The organism is Mucilaginibacter sp. P4_A11 (assembly GCF_056402535.1).
Genome location: NZ_JBFUHE010000001.1, coordinates 198279 through 213388, shown reverse-complemented (window position 1 = coordinate 213388; position 15110 = coordinate 198279). Strand labels below are relative to the sequence as shown.

The 15110-nt window shown below is 43.8% G+C and carries 16 protein-coding genes; 11 read left to right on the top strand and 5 right to left on the bottom strand.

Annotated features, from left to right (window positions below; genetic code table 11):
• Nucleotides 1-111: 111 nt before the first annotated feature.
• Nucleotides 112-2472 (bottom strand): S9 family peptidase, encoded by a 2361-nt coding sequence (locus AC1DUD_RS00975; protein ID WP_477370318.1) that lies wholly within the window; start codon nt 2470-2472, stop codon nt 112-114.
• A 70-nt stretch (nt 2473-2542) separates the two neighbouring features.
• Between AC1DUD_RS00975 and AC1DUD_RS00970 the strand changes: the two genes are divergently transcribed.
• The gene (locus AC1DUD_RS00970) at nt 2543-3088 is read left to right on the top strand and encodes a GNAT family N-acetyltransferase (RefSeq protein ID WP_477370315.1); all 546 of its coding nucleotides are present in this window, start codon (nt 2543-2545) and stop codon (nt 3086-3088) included.
• Nucleotides 3089-3328: 240 nt separating this feature from the next.
• Here the strand turns inward: AC1DUD_RS00970 and AC1DUD_RS00965 are convergent, their stop codons facing one another.
• Both AC1DUD_RS00965 and pepT read right to left on the bottom strand, forming a co-directional pair.
• Nucleotides 3329-3823 carry an N-acetyltransferase family protein gene (locus tag AC1DUD_RS00965; protein WP_477370312.1) on the bottom strand — a complete coding sequence of 165 codons (495 nt, stop codon included), beginning with the start codon at nt 3821-3823 and terminating at the stop codon, nt 3329-3331.
• Nucleotides 3824-3938: 115 nt separating this feature from the next.
• A complete protein-coding gene (gene pepT, locus AC1DUD_RS00960; RefSeq protein ID WP_477370309.1) occupies nt 3939-5189 on the bottom strand; it encodes a peptidase T in 1251 nt (416 codons plus the stop codon).
• Between the two features lie 77 nt (nt 5190-5266).
• On the opposite strand from pepT, the gene AC1DUD_RS00955 reads away from it, so the two are divergent.
• The 5 genes from AC1DUD_RS00955 to AC1DUD_RS00935 all read left to right on the top strand — a co-directional run bounded on the left by AC1DUD_RS00955 (nt 5267) and on the right by AC1DUD_RS00935 (nt 9230).
• Complete coding sequence (locus tag AC1DUD_RS00955; protein WP_477370306.1) at nt 5267-6016, top strand: hypothetical protein; 750 nt, start codon at nt 5267-5269, stop codon at nt 6014-6016.
• Nucleotides 6016-6369, top strand: a complete 354-nt coding sequence (locus AC1DUD_RS00950) for an MmcQ/YjbR family DNA-binding protein (RefSeq protein ID WP_477370303.1) — start codon at nt 6016-6018, stop codon at nt 6367-6369. The genes AC1DUD_RS00955 and AC1DUD_RS00950 overlap by 1 nt, the downstream gene beginning before the upstream one ends.
• 19 nt (nt 6370-6388) lie before the next feature.
• Entirely contained in the window at nt 6389-6790 is a 402-nt protein-coding gene (locus AC1DUD_RS00945; RefSeq protein ID WP_477370299.1) for a ribonuclease E inhibitor RraB, read from the top strand.
• Between the two features lie 64 nt (nt 6791-6854).
• Complete coding sequence (locus tag AC1DUD_RS00940) at nt 6855-8600, top strand: M14 family zinc carboxypeptidase (RefSeq protein ID WP_477370296.1); 1746 nt, start codon at nt 6855-6857, stop codon at nt 8598-8600.
• A complete protein-coding gene (locus AC1DUD_RS00935) occupies nt 8601-9230 on the top strand; it encodes a rhomboid family intramembrane serine protease (RefSeq protein WP_477370293.1) in 630 nt (209 codons plus the stop codon).
• Here AC1DUD_RS00935 and AC1DUD_RS00930 read toward each other — a convergent pair.
• Nucleotides 9199-10215 (bottom strand): hypothetical protein, encoded by a 1017-nt coding sequence (locus AC1DUD_RS00930; RefSeq protein WP_477370290.1) that lies wholly within the window; start codon nt 10213-10215, stop codon nt 9199-9201. The two genes, AC1DUD_RS00935 and AC1DUD_RS00930, sit on opposite strands and share 32 nt — an antisense overlap.
• A 27-nt stretch (nt 10216-10242) precedes the next feature.
• Between AC1DUD_RS00930 and AC1DUD_RS00925 the strand changes: the two genes are divergently transcribed.
• From AC1DUD_RS00925 to lpxB, 5 genes are all read left to right on the top strand, one after another.
• Entirely contained in the window at nt 10243-11253 is a 1011-nt protein-coding gene (locus AC1DUD_RS00925) for a dipeptide epimerase (RefSeq protein WP_477370287.1), read from the top strand.
• A 101-nt stretch (nt 11254-11354) separates the two neighbouring features.
• Nucleotides 11355-11540: a CsbD family protein gene (locus AC1DUD_RS00920; protein ID WP_091208858.1), complete on the top strand. Its 186-nt coding sequence runs from the start codon at nt 11355-11357 to the stop codon at nt 11538-11540.
• Between the two features lie 144 nt (nt 11541-11684).
• The gene (gene surE / locus AC1DUD_RS00915) at nt 11685-12458 is read left to right on the top strand and encodes a 5'/3'-nucleotidase SurE (protein ID WP_477370282.1); all 774 of its coding nucleotides are present in this window, start codon (nt 11685-11687) and stop codon (nt 12456-12458) included.
• A gap of 2 nt (nt 12459-12460) precedes the next feature.
• Nucleotides 12461-12727, top strand: a complete 267-nt coding sequence (locus AC1DUD_RS00910) for a hypothetical protein (RefSeq protein ID WP_477370279.1) — start codon at nt 12461-12463, stop codon at nt 12725-12727.
• The gene (gene lpxB, locus AC1DUD_RS00905; RefSeq protein WP_477370276.1) at nt 12727-13848 is read left to right on the top strand and encodes a lipid-A-disaccharide synthase; all 1122 of its coding nucleotides are present in this window, start codon (nt 12727-12729) and stop codon (nt 13846-13848) included. The genes AC1DUD_RS00910 and lpxB overlap by 1 nt, the downstream gene beginning before the upstream one ends.
• 434 nt (nt 13849-14282) lie before the next feature.
• On the opposite strand, the gene AC1DUD_RS00900 is transcribed toward lpxB, so the two are convergent.
• The gene (locus AC1DUD_RS00900; protein WP_477370273.1) at nt 14283-15104 is read right to left on the bottom strand and encodes a universal stress protein; all 822 of its coding nucleotides are present in this window, start codon (nt 15102-15104) and stop codon (nt 14283-14285) included.
• Nucleotides 15105-15110: the final 6 nt, after the last annotated feature.

The following is a 15110-nucleotide window of genomic DNA, read 5'->3' as shown; positions in this document are numbered from 1 at the left end:
GGATGCAGAGCGGATTTGCACAGTATTTATGCACGGCTGCGGGATTGCCGCGTCGCCTCCCTCGCTTGCCAACCATGCAGCTCCTCGCAAGTAGTCATTTTTTAATTTACTCTACTTCTTCAACGTTCCCTCAAACAATTTATAGATCCGTTTATACTCATCCGTCCAACTGCTGGGTTGTTCAAAGCCGTGATCCTCTATGGGGTATGAAGCCAGTTCCCAATTTTCTTTGTGCAGCTCTATCAGTTTTTGAGTAAGGCGAATGATATCCTGGTAGTTTACATTCTGGTCTATCATGCCATGCAGCATCAGCAGATTGCCTTTTAAACCGTTGGCAAAGTAAATAGGCGAGCTTTTACGGTAAGCCTGTTCATCAGTAAAAGGTTCATTCAATATGTTCGAGGTATACTCATGGTTGTAGTGTGCCCAGTCGGTAACGGAGCGGATAGCCCCGCCTGCCGCAAAAACATCAGGTTCGGTGAACATGCCCATCAGGGTAATGAAGCCACCATATGAACCGCCGTACAAACCAACATGCTTAGGGTTAACACCATATTTGTCAACCAGCAGCTTTACGCCGTCCACCTGGTCGGTGAGGTCTTTGCCACCCATATGGCGGTAAATGCCGGTACGGAAATCGCGGCCATAACCGGCGCTTGCGGTATAATCGATATCCAGTACGGTATAACCGTTATCGGCCAGCATGTTGTTGAACATATATTCGCGGAAGTAGTAGCTCCATGAATATGTAACATTTTGCAGGTACCCCGCTCCGTGTACAAATACAACGGCCGGTTTTGCAGGATCGGCTTTTTTAGGCTGATATAAACGCGCATAAACATCGGCACCGTAACGGTTTTTGAACGTGATGATCTCTGGGTCGCGCCATGGGTACGACAGGTATTCGGCCGAAACAGAAATGGTTATTTTTACCGCTTTTGCACCCGGTTTATTAGCCTGGACGTATAGCTCCCAGGGCCTGTTTGAATAAGAATAGCGAATAGCCAGCCATTTTTCATCGGGCGAAAGTGTTACCTCGTTGCCGCCCTTCATGCCGGTAATTTTAACTGGCGTGCCGCCGCCAACCGGGATGCTGTAAAAATGGGTAATACCAGGGTGATCGATATTGGCGGTAAAATAAAACGTTTTTTTATTCTGGCTCAACTGCAAGGTTTGCACTTCCCACTTGCCGCTGGTAAGTTGTTTTTTCGCTCCGCTGGTTACATCAACCACATAAATATGTGAGTAACCGCTGGCCTCGCTCTGGTAATAAAAATGGGTATCGTCAATAAAACCCGCGTTTCCGGGATCATCAATGCCGGGGCCTCCAATCCATGCTTCGTCACGCTGACGGTCAAGCAGGGTTAGTTTACCGGTAACCGGGTCGAGGCGCATGATCCAGCAATCCTTATTATCCTGTGACGATATAATTGCCACCGCATTGCTGCCGCTTTCATTCCACAAAACGCCATCGATGTTTACCGGCCTGTCAGCGTTTTGCTTTTGGCGGGCTTTTAATTCTTCGGGATAATCTTTTAAATAATCGGGCAGGTCTTTGATACCGGGGATCTCTGACGTAATAACCGGGTAAACAGCTTCACGGCGCTTATCGTATACAAAAGCCTCGGAAGTTGAAGATGGCCGGCCAACCTTTGAACGGTTAGGGATGTCCTCGGTATACCCGGATGCAGTAACATAGTTGGGTACAATAGCATTCTGTACCCCATCCGCACGTTTGGTGAGGCGATAAGTGATAAACCTGCTATCCGGGCTGATCTGTACCGCGCTAAGTCTTTTATCGCCAAAAGGAATCTCTTTTAATTTATCAGGTTTCAGCAGTGCGGTTTCTGTCGAATCCTTTTTTTCATCCTTCGCTTCTTTTTTAACGATCTCAAATAGTTCAAGCTGTTGCTTTTTGAGCCATTGTTCCTGCTCGTTGGGTTTATCCTTTGCTTTTATATCAGCTGTGGCCCGTACAAAATTGGTAAGCTGTACCAGGCTGCCGCCGTTCAGGTTCAGGGCGAAAAGGTTATTATCCTCCTTATAAATGATCTTTGTTTCATCGCCATTAAAAGCCGGACTATCCTCTTGCTCAACAGTGTTAGTTAACCGGGTTGTTTTATTGCTTTTTACATCGTACAAAAACAGGTCGCCATTTTTGCTGAACACTTTTTGGCTGTGTTTTTTGTTCCATTCGCCGTTAGCAGGTGTCAAATCGCGCTGCTCGGCAATGCTGACTTTTTGTACCCTGTTATCTGCCGGACTAACAGCATATAACCTTGTATCACCTGAGGCATCATCATCCCATTTAAAATAGATCTTTTTACTATCGTTGGCCCAACGGATATTGGAGGGCGAAACACCGATCCATTTCGGGTCGCGCATAATTTTTTCGATGGTAAGGGTATCCAGCTTTTGGGCAAAAGCGCCTGTTGCCGGGATCAGGAACAATAAGCTTAAAAGTTTTTTCATATCTCAATAAAGCATGCAATTTAACAGTTTAGCCAATGATTGCTATTTTTAAGCATTTTATTGTTACAATATGGAGCTACAGGGCTACGGATTTTTATTAAGGGCATGGCAACGGGGCGATGAAATATCACTTCAAAAGCATGCAAACAACCCTAAAGTATCGGCTTTTTTACGCAATAGGTTTCCGTATCCCTATACCCTGGATGACGCTTCATTTTGGATAAACCTGGTAAAAGATCAGCAGCCTTTAACCGGGTTTGCAATAGTAATTAACGGCGAAGCCTGCGGAGGCATTGGCGTTGAGTTATTTAGTGAAGAAAGCCGCATAACTGCCGAAATTGGTTACTGGCTTGGCGAAGAGCATTGGGGAAAGGGTATCATGACAGCGGCTGTAAAGCTGGTAACTACATACGCATTTGAACATTTCCCGCTGATACGGATTGAAGCCGGGGTATATGACAAAAACACAGCATCCATGCGGGTACTTGAAAAGACCGGTTATTTAAAAGAAGCCGTGATGCGAAAATCGATCATTAAAAATGGCGAGGTGATGGATAAGCACATGTATGTTATATTTAAGGATGACGCGGGTGAAATGGCTACTTTGTCATTTTGAATAACGGAACATCTTCTATACCATATCAAAAATCTTTCTCGCAAAGGCGCCAAGACGCAAAAGACTTTCTTAGCGGCTTCGCGCCTTTGCGAGATTATATAGAAATTAGTTGAGTCATCTGCTGAAAAAGGTAAAAGCCTCATCATTGGTGATAAAGATGGCAGTTTCAAAGCTGTACCCGCTAAGGAGCTTTTGAAAACGCTTCCTGCTAAATAGTCCATCGTAAAAAAGGGGAGGAAATTATAGTTCCTTCCGCATTACATAATCATTCATCCAGTATTTGCCAATAGCTATATCCTCTTCATATGCTATGCTAAACCCCATCTTTTCATAAAACGACTTGGCATTGTTATACCGGTTTACATTAAGTTCCAGCGTTTGCTTACCGGCACCCTTAGTTTTGTGAGCCACCTCATTGATCAGTATTTTTCCGTAACCTTTACCCTGGGTTTCGGGCAGGCAGTATAGCTTATGCAATTTATATATCTCCGGATTTTCCTCACGGGGTGAGTACGCTGCAAACGCTACAGGTTTACTATCTTCCTCCAGCAACAGGTAAGTTTGCAGATTTTCCTTTACCTGTTTGGTTATTTTATCTGCCGAGTAGATCTCGCTCAGCATAAAGGCTATCTGTTCGTGCTCAAGAATGGGGCCATAGGTTACCCACCATGTTTTATCAGCAATATCCCGGATGGTTTCCACGTCGTTTGCTGTGGCTGTACGTATCGTATACATCTATAAATTAAATTTCGTGTTTATAATGAAATACCATTTAGCCAAAAGTAGTAAGTCGTTAGTTCGAAGTCAAAAACAGACTTCCGACTTTGAACTTTCGACTTCTGACTTCATACTAACTTCTTTCTTCCCAAATCATGCACAGGTGCAAAATAGTTTCAACGGCTTTTTGCATATCCTGTACCGATACCCATTCGTGCCGGCTGTGAAATGCATGTTCGCCTGCAAAAATGTTAGGGCAAGGTAAACCCATAAAGGAAAGCCTTGAGCCATCGGTCCCCCCACGGATACTGCACAATTTGGCGGTCAAGCCGGTACGGTTTATGGCTTCCATAGCATAATCAACAATTTGCGGGTGCTGGTCAAGTACGCCTTTCATATTGCGGTATTGCTGGCTCACGGCAATATCAAACGTTGAACCGGGAAATTTCTTTAATACCTCACGGGCTGTTTGGCGGATAACCTCAACATGATCTGCAAGTTTGGCTTCGTCAAAATCACGAATAATAAAATCGATAGAGGCAGTTTCAACATGGCCTTCTATACCTACCGGATGCACAAACCCCTGCATGCCTTCGGTATGCTCCGGTGAAAGGTCATCGGGCAGGGAGGCGATAATTTGACCGGCAATTTTAATGGCACTTTCCATTTTACCTTTGGCAAATCCCGGGTGTGAGCTTACACCATTAATGGTAAGCCGTGCTCCATCTGCCGAAAAGGTTTCGTTCTCCATATTACCTGCGCTTTCGCCATCCATAGTATAGGCCGCAAAAGCCCCCAGCTTGGCAATATCCACATGGTCAACACCGTGGCCCACCTCCTCATCAGGTGTAAACAGGATCCGGATATCGCCATGTTTAATTTCGGGATGATTTATAAGTTGGTAACAGGCATCCATAATTTCCGCTACGCCTGCTTTATTATCGGCACCGAGCAGTGTTGTACCACTGGCGGTTATTACATCATTACCTATTTGGTTTTTCAAGTCGGTGTATTCCGCCATGCGGATCACTTGTGTATTATCATCCGGCAGCATTAAATCCTGTCCCTGGTAGTTTTTATGTACTATAGGCTTGACGTTCTTTCCGCTGCAATCGGGTGCGGTATCCATGTGCGAGCAAAAGCAGATCACCGGCACTTTTTTATCGGTATTTGACGGAATTGTAGCATAAACATAACCGAACTCATCCAAATGCGCATCGGTTACACCCATAGCCAACAGTTCATCAACCAACAGCCGGCCAAGATCTTTTTGCTTTTCTGTTGATGGAAATGAAACCGAAGAGGGGTCTGATTGCGTATCAATGGTAACGTAGCGCAAAAAGCGCTCGGTTACAGTGAACTTAATGAATGAGCTGAAATTCATATAAAGCTTTTATATTAGAGGAAATTTAGGCGGCGGTTAATACCATCTCCAATTGTAAATATTGATAAAATTATACTTTGAAAAAATATTTTCTACTTTTTGTTTTGGTTTGTGTCTCGGTTATGGCAAAAGCCCAAAGTGGTTACAATTATTATGAATGGGGAGTTGGTTTCGGTGCCAATTATGCTCGTGGTTTCGACGATCTAAAAAAGCAAGTCTGGCATCCCGGCGGTACGCTTAATTTAACGTACAACTACAGCCCCTACGTACCTATAGCGCTCGACTTTCATTTTGGCACCATTGAAGGCGGTGGCCTTACCCCCGCTACGGACGAATTTGGGCGTAAATCAAAAAATAATTTTTTAGCGCTTGCCCTCCGTGCTGATTTGCAGATGGGTGAAATCATTGATTATGACAATAGCGGCATCTTAAACGTACTTAAGAATTTTTACATAGGTACAGGTATAGGTGCAATAAAAAATAAGATGGCGTTTGTGCAGCGTTCAAATCCGCCGGGATATGAAAACCACGGACCAGTTGGAGAAATAGAGGGTTTCCAGGGAAAAGACAAGAGCATTAACCTGATGATCCCTTTACGTTTTGGGTATGAATTTAAAATTTATGATGATTACGACCAGGTAGGTTATACTATAACCCTGGGGGTACAGCACAGTTATACTTTCGGCGAAGGGCTTGACGGGTACAATGACAACCCTCAAAAATTCAAGAACAACGCGCCCGACCAGTTTGTTCAATACAGTATCGGCTTCAAATATAATTTTGGCAATACGGTATCTTATACCAAGCTGGTCAGAAACTTCAGGTAATGAACATAGAAGAGCTGCGTGATTATTGTTTGCAAAAACCGGGGGTTACCGAAGGTTTCCCATTTGGCGAGGATACACTGGTTTTTAAAATAGCCGAAAAGATCTTTTTATTAACCGGCCTGCAAACAGGCGACAAGTTCAACGTTAAATGCGACCCGGAATGGGCCGTTGAGCTCCGTGAGCGCCACCCCGAAGTGCAGCCCGGCTACCACATGAATAAAAAAATGTGGAATACCGTGCAAATGAACGGTTTACTCACCCGCAAACAACTGTGTGAAATGATAGACCATTCTTATAATGAAGTGGTTAAAAGCTTGCCGAAGAAAGTGCAGGCGGAGATAGCTACGTTATAGGTAAAAACATATTATCCTCATGGGCTTATTCAGTTTTTTCGGTAAAAAGGATAACGGACAATTTGTATCGGCAGAAGCGTTTGAGGAAAAATCGGCAATACAGCTTAATATGTTGCCGGTACTTATGGAAAAGCTCAGGGAGTTAAATGTTGATGAAGAAAGGGAGTTGATGCTTGAGTTTTTCTTTTATACCAATACCTATCAAAAAGCCGGGGCATTTGCGCAGGAACTATCCAATTTAAACTACCAGGTAAAATACGGCGTTTCTGAAGGGGATAAAAAGCTCTTCATTATTACTGGATGGACAACCAAAGTAAAAATGAAAGACGCTGCTGTAGCAGTCTGGATTAGGCAGATGTGCGGCCTTGGCTATAAATTTGATTGTGAGTTTGATGGCTGGGGCACTACTCCCGATCAGTAATATTATTGTGTACCTGCACGCCTAATTAGCATTCTTAAACTATATTTGAGCAACGTATTTACTCATGAAGATAGTTTTCGTCGCCCTCATAGCCTGTTTCGTTACCTTGTCTGCCAAAGCCCAGCTTACCCCCTTTGAGTTAAGTAAGGATAAAAATTATACTGCTACCTACTCCCAGGTAATTGATTACTATCAAAAACTTAATAAGCTGTACCCGCAGCAAATGAAGCTGATTAACTACGGTACTACCGATGTAGGCAAACCTTTAACCCTTGTGGTGCTTTCAAAAGATAAAGTATTTGATCCGACTGCTGTTAAAAAACAAAACAAGCGGGTGCTACTCATCAATAACGGTATTCATCCTGGCGAGCCGGAAGGCATCGATGCCAGCATGATGCTGGTGCGTGATATGCTGAAAAATAACACGCTGCCGAAAGATGTGGTGATCTGCCTTATCGCGCTGTATAATATCGACGGTAACCTTAACCGGGGATTGAGCCGCGTAAGCCAGAACGGGCCGTCGGCTTATGGCTTCAGGGGAAACTACCGTAATCTCGATCTGAACCGCGATTTTATTAAGGCCGATAGCCGCAACGCTTTAGCTTTTACCCAGATCCTGACCACCTGGAAACCGGAGATCTTTTTGGATAACCACACCAGCGATGGAGCCGATTATCAGTATGTAATGACGCTTATTGAAACCCAAAAGGAAAAGCAAAATCCTATTTTGGCGGAGTATACCACCAAAACACTTACCCCATACCTGTACGGTAAAATGAAAAAGAGCGGGTATGAAATGATTCCTTACGGTGCAGGTGAAGAAGGCTTGCCGGATTCGGGCATTGTAAGCTTTTTGGAAACCCCGCGCTTTGCTACCGGTTTTACTGCTCAGCATAACATCATCAGCTATATTACCGAAACGCATATGCTTAAATCTTTTGACAAGCGTGTGTACGCCACTTATGATTTTATGCAGCACCTCATTGAAATTAACCAGCGAGACGCCAAACTGATAGGTGAACTGAAACGCAAAGCCGACGAGCAGGTAACACAGCAAAAAAACTTTGCATTGAGCTGGGCGGTTGATATGGATAAGGTTGATACTATCACTTTTAAAGGCTATGAAGCAGGCCATAAAACCAGTGAGGTTAGCGGCTTACCAAGACTGTATTATGACCGAGATAAACCATATACCAAAACCATAAAATATTACAACACATATAAAGTTACTGCCACTGCTGATAAGCCGGTCGCCTATGTAATTCCGCAGGCCTGGGGCAAGGTAATTGATCTGTTTAAGCTTAACGGTGTGCAAATGAAGCAGCTGGCTCATGACACCACGCTTAATCTGCAAATGTATTACATAGCCGACCTGAAAACGCCGGCCAGGCCTTTTGAAGGGCATTACCTGCATACTGGTGTAAAGCTGAACCCGGTTGATATGCCAGTTAAATTTTATACCGGCGATTATGTAGTATATACTAATCAGCCAATTAACCGTTATATCGTGGAAACGCTGGAACCACAGGGTGTCGACTCATTTTTTGCGTGGAACTTTTTTGATTCGGTACTGGGTGAAAAAGAGTATTTTTCGGACTATGTTTTTGAGGATATTGCTGCCGATCTGCTAAAAAAAGATCCTTCAATTAAACAAAAATTGGACGATGCCAAATCAAAAGATCCGCAGCTGGCCAAAAATGCCGAAGCTCAACTGATGTTCGTGTACCGCAATTCGCCTTACTTTGAAAAAACTTTTATGCGCTACCCTGTAGGCAGGCTTTTAACTAATACCAAACTCGACCTTAAATAAATGGAATATTTACAAACGGCCCCGGTGGCCTGTGCTATTTTCGCAATAACCATCCTGACATCAATTTTAGCTTTTTCAAATAATAACTTGTACGGTCGCATGATGCTGCATCCTTATACCGTTTCGCGCGGAAAGGATATCCACACCATCATCACCAGCGGGCTGATTCATCGCGATTGGATGCACTTGCTTTTTAATATGCTGTCGTTTTACTTTTTTGCTTTTGGGCTTGAGCCTTTATTGGGGCATGTTCAATTTGCCATATTGTACACCGTGAGCCTGATACTGAGCGACATGCCTACCGTGCTTAAACACAAAGATCATTACAGCTATTACAGTTTGGGCGCATCCGGAGCGGTAAGTGCGGTTATTTTCAGTGCCATATTATACAACCCGCTGGCCCAAATGATGATCTTGCCGATACCAATTCCTATCCCAGCAGTAATATTTGGTGTGTTATATTTAGTATACTGCCACTTCGCTTCTAAATACTCGCGCGATCAGATCAACCATGATGCACACTTTTATGGAGCGCTGAGCGGCTTAATGATCACCATTATATTTCATCACGAAATTTTGCCTGATTTTTGGCAGCAGATTACAATGGCAGTTTCAAATCTTGGCCATTAATAAACTCCCCATCAGTATTAAATAAAAAGCTCATAGGTTTTTCGGGGTTCTTGATGATCTCTAACAGCAGGAACCCCCAGTTTTTCCAGAAGTTCTCCAGCACCTGTCCGTAAGTTTTATTCATCCAGTCGTCAAACAGGGGCTTACTGCTGGTGCCACGCAGCGGCAGGGCTTCTAATGATATAGTTTCGCCAATATTGAAAATATCATACTCGGGCAGGCGGTTAAACAGGTAAGCCGAATAAAAGAATCTTGCGTTCAGCTCCTCAAACTGAATGGGATGCAGGATATGATCTGCTATTTTATCCAGAGCTTCTTTATGGTAACGGGCATTGGCGCCATTATCCTGCAGGCAAATGATCAGTCCAAAATCTTCGATCCGTAGCGAAAACGTAAGCGTATTGATCTCATCGCGGTAGCCAAAAACGTTATCGGCATTATCCACCTTAAATAAAACCAGGCTGTAGGGCTTAAAGCCATCAAACTCAATAGGGAGATTGAGGCTTTGCAGCATCATGTGCAGATTGTTGAATTTATGGATGATGGATTGCGATATATTAAACTCCTCGCCCTGCGAATGCTGGAGTTTAATGCCGGCCTGGATCTCGTTAAAAATAATTCCATACAGCAATTTACCCGCCCACAGAAATAATTTATCCTCGTCAATCGCTTTCAAGGCCTCATAACCGGTATCGAAAGCAGCCGCAATTTCGCTTTCAAGCGGCTCAAGGTAAAGCTCATTAACTTCGGCAGTGCAGGGCAGTTTAAGATCTTTATAGGTCGCCATGCTTTCATCAAGCAGTTTAAATGGCTTATCTTCCAGTTCATAACGGCTCATGAGCCATTGCGGAAATACCTGGATCTGTTCCTCGGGCGAATTAAGGATTTGCCCCGTAAGGAAACATTTATTGTTACTGAAATTGAAATTGGTGAACGGTGAATAAATTTGTGCCGGCATGGCCGCAAAGATAAGCACGATTTTCATACTAAAATTTTAGCTTTGGTTTTTAACATGGAACTGACATATCAACCCTACGAGCTTCTGCTGAAGCATGCTTTTACGATAGCCAAATTTTCGCGTACCTCTACACCGGTTATGCTGGTACAGATCAGTCACGAGGGTAAAACAGGCTACGGCGAGGCCTCAATGGTGCCCTACATGGGCGAAAGCCATCAAAGCGCTACCGATTTTTTAAGCAAGGCTGATATCAGTCAATTTAGTTATCCTTTTGATTTTGGAGCTATCATCAATTATCTTGATACTATAGCCCCCGGCAATCCGGCAATTAAAGCAGCCATTGATATTGCGTTGCATGATCTCGACGGTAAACTGAAGCAACAATCCTGCTGGCAATTGTTAGGCAGCAACCCGGCGCTGATGCCTGTGACCAGTTTTACAATAGGTATTGATACCCCCGAAATGATCATCAAAAAAGTGAAAGAGGCCGAAGGCTTTAAAGTGATCAAGGTTAAGTTGGGTAGGGATAGCGATAAAGAATTGATTAATACTATCCGTTCAGTAACTGATGTGCCCCTTTATGTGGATGCCAACCAGGGCTGGACAGATCTGCAGCAAAGCCTTGATATGACTTACTGGCTGAATGAACAAGGGGTACAATTGATAGAACAGCCCATGCTCAAAACCGATCCCGACAGCAATGCCTGGCTTACCGAGCGCAGCCCAATTCCTATTATTGGCGACGAGGCTGTTCAACGATTTGAAGATGTGGAAAGAGCTAAGGGTGTTTATACCGGGATCAATATTAAACTGATGAAATCGGCCGGGTTGTATGAAGCAAAGCGGATGATAGATAAAGCCCGCGAGCTTGACCTGAAGATCATGATCGGCTGTATGACCGAAACCAGCTGCGCCGCCCTTGCAGGATTGTCCATAGCCCCGCAAGCAGATTGGGTTGATCTGGACGGGCCTTTTTTAGTAAGCAATAACCCTTATGTAATGCCAGAGTTTAGTGAGGGAAAATATATACTGAATGATGATGCAGGGTTAGGGTTGAGATTTTAAGTGCTTTTGGCATTCTGCTTTTAGCTTCTATATAAATCCAATATCCCAAAACCTTCCTTGCCACTTATCGGTTATCCTAATACATCTAAATAAAAAACATCATGGATAAATTAGAAATAAAAGGCGGATGGAACGAGCTGAAAGGAAAAATCAAACAAGCTTACGGCGACCTTACCGACGATGACCTTACCTGGCAGGAAGGTAAAGACGATGAAACACTTGGCAAGCTTCAGCAAAAAACGGGCAAAACCCGCGATGAGCTGGTGAAATGGATCAATAGTTTATAAAATTTGAAAAGCTCCGGGAACGGGGCTTTTTTATTGGAATAGTTTGGACACTTCAATATCAAAGCAGTATAATTTCCAACGATTATTAATTTCGTCGAAACTATTATCTCTAACTACATTGTTGAGGATTGTTAACTTTGCCTGATGAAAGTTACCAAACCAACCATACTTGTTGTAAATGACGATGGCATTACCGCGCCGGGAATTAAAGTCCTGATGGATGCCATGGCCGAAATTGGCCGCGTTGTAGTAGTTGCTCCGGATAGTCCGCAATCGGGTATGGGGCACGCTATTACCATTGGCAAACCGTTGCGATTAGATCAGGTTGATATTTACGAGGGTATAGAAATGTACCGCTGCTCCGGCACCCCTGTTGATTGTGTGAAGCTGGCTGTTAACAAAATCTTTAAAGGCCAAAAGCCTGATCTTTGTGTTTCGGGGATCAATCATGGTTTAAATAACTCTATCAATGTATTGTATTCAGGTACCATGTCGGCAGCGGTTGAGGGAGCTATTGAGGGCATTCCATCAATAGGTTTTTCTTTGGATGATTATACCTTACAGGCCGATTTTGAGCCTTGCATTAAGTTTGTAAAAGAATTGGCTTTGCAGGTTTTGGCCAACGGTTTGCCGCAAGCCAGCTTATTAAACGTAAATTTCCCGAATACAAAACATATTAAAGGGATTAAAATTTGCAGGCAGGCAGCAGCCAAATGGGCCGAAGAGTTTGACGAACGTGTTGATCCGCATAAAAGGCCTTATTATTGGCTTACAGGTGTTTTTCAATTGAACGATGGCGGCGAGGACACCGATGTTTGGGCTTTGGATCAGGGCTATGCTTCGGTTGTTCCCGTGCAGTTCGATATGACTGCCCATCACGTTATTCCCTATTTAAACAACTGGAAATTCAACCTATAAGCATGCTTAATAAAAACAATACATCCACAGGCTTATTACTGGGGGCTATATTGCCGGGCATAAGCCTGCTTGTTTTTTGGTTCCTGCTTAAAAATCAGGTTGTTTTTATGAACAAACCGGGCATCCCATACTTTACCGCCTTTGCTATTAACTTGTTCATCATTCGTTATTTTTACGGTAAAGGGGCTGATAAAACGGGAAATGGTATTGCTATGATCTCGTTTTTGTTTATGCTGGCTATATTCATATTTAAACTGCAATCCCGATAATGAAATATTACCTGGTAGCCGGCGAAGCCTCTGGCGATTTGCATGGGGCTAATTTGATAAAAGCCCTCAAAGCGCTTGACCCGCAGGCCGATTTCCGTTTCTTTGGCGGCGACCTGATGCAGGCCGAAGGCGGTACACTGGTAAAGCATTACGCCGATATGGCATTCATGGGTTTTGTGGAAGTGATTGCCAACCTGCAAACCATCCTCAAAAACATGAAGTCGTGCAAGCAGGATATCTCGGCCTATCAGCCAGATGTGCTGATATTGATAGATTTCCCCGGTTTTAACCTCAAAATAGCGGAGTACGCCAAAGCGCAAGGCCTTTTGGTCTGCTACTATATTTCGCCAAAGGTTTGGGCCTGGAACCAGAAACGGGTGCTCAAGATCAAACGCATTGTTGATCACTTGTTTTGTATCCTGCCTTTTGAGGTAGCGTTTTACAAAGAATGGGGAATGGAGGTTGATTATGTAGGTAACCCGCTGCTTGATGCCGTTTCGGCATTTAGAAAAGACGCTGGCTTTCTTCAAAAAAACAATCTTACCGGCAAAAAAATCATAGCACTGCTACCCGGCAGCCGAAAACAAGAGATTAGCAGGTTACTGCCGGATATGATTGAGACATCGGTTAATTTCCCTGAATACCAGTTTGTAATTGCAGGGGCCCCGGCTTTCCAGGCAGATTATTATGCACCTTATTTAAGCGGAGCAAATATTCCAATTGTATTCAACGCTACTTATGATCTGCTAAATCAAGCTCATGCGGCTATTGTAGCTTCCGGTACCGCAACACTTGAAACAGCATTGTTTAATGTGCCGCAGGTAGTGGTTTATAAAGGAGGGAAATTAACCATTGCTATAGCCCGCATGCTGGTAAAACTCAAATTTATATCGCTGGTAAACCTGATCATGGATAAACAGGTAGTAAAAGAGTTGATCCAGGAAGAATGTACCGCTAACAAAATAGGCGAAGAGTTAAATCTGATCGTCAATGATGTAACCTATCGCCAAGACATGCTTGATAATTACGACGAGCTTGATGTGCGTATGGGGCAACCGGGTGCCTCGGCCAAAACAGCCGGGTTGATTGTTAAATATACTAAGGCGGGTAAGATAGTGTAACGAACTCAGCAACTCTTAGAAATAAAACGGCGTCATTGCGAGGAACGAAGCAATCCCAAACTTTACAGAGTGGCTCTGCTAATCGGGGATTGCTTCGTTTCTTATAATGACGTGATCGTAAGTTATTGATTATTAAGTGTGTTTTTAAAATAGATTTTATAACTTGGGCGTTGCCTGCGGCCCGGGCTTTCCGTTACAAGTCCTCGCCTTTCCTGCCCGCACTCCCTACACACGCTGTGGGCTTTACACTGCAATCCCTAACGCGCCCCCGCACAACATCGCTAAAATATATTTTATACGTCATCACGATTTTTTTTAGGATTTCCCTGATGGTTATTCGCGATGACGTTGGAGTATGGTGATATAAAGTCTATTAATTAACCTAATTGGTTAACCATAATTAACTTTTGGCTTTAGCATTCCGCCTTTAGCTTTTATTCGTGCAATATCAATATCGCCTTAACCGATTTGTTCATCACCTGGTTAACCGTGCTGCGCGTAAACAAACGGTATACAATATTATGGTGATGTTTCACAAGGCAAAGCATATCTGTTTCGTGCGACTCGATAAAATTCATGATCCCGTTTAAGGCGCTGCTGTCCTGGATATAATTAAATTCAAGATCAGTATGCTTGATCAGGTCGCGCAGACGGGCTTCCCAAACCTGCACGTGCTGTTCATCGGTTTTTTCGGCCACATAAAGCACCTGCATTTTAGCCGAGCCAAACGCCTTGATCATCTCATTAAGCGCATTCACATCAACCGCCGAAAGCCGGGTCTCAAAATCGGTAGCCAATGTTATCGTCGGCACGTTCTCAAATTTGCTTTCCAGCGGGATGATCAGCGTAGGGAACTTTATTTTGGTTACCACCATGCTGGCATTACTACCCACTATACCGCTGATGCCAGTGGCACCCATAATACCCATTACCAGTAGCTCAACCTCGTGCGTATCAACATACCGGGTTATTACGGCCTTTAAAAAGCCTACGTCGCAAAGTGTGGTTACCTTAACGTTTTTATACTTCTCATCTTCGGTATAAATACTTACCCATTCTTTTAAAGCCTCGCGCTTGTTATTGTAATAGTCTTCAATAAAAATGGCGTTGTAAGTGCTGTTGTTGATCCCCTCGGTAGGGTGTATGGCGTGTATGGCGCAAACTTCCCGGCCTAATATATTGGCCAGCTCCATGGCGTAGGCCATTGCGTTTGCAGCGCATTTTGAAAAATCGGTGGCTACCAGTATCTGTTTCATTTTACC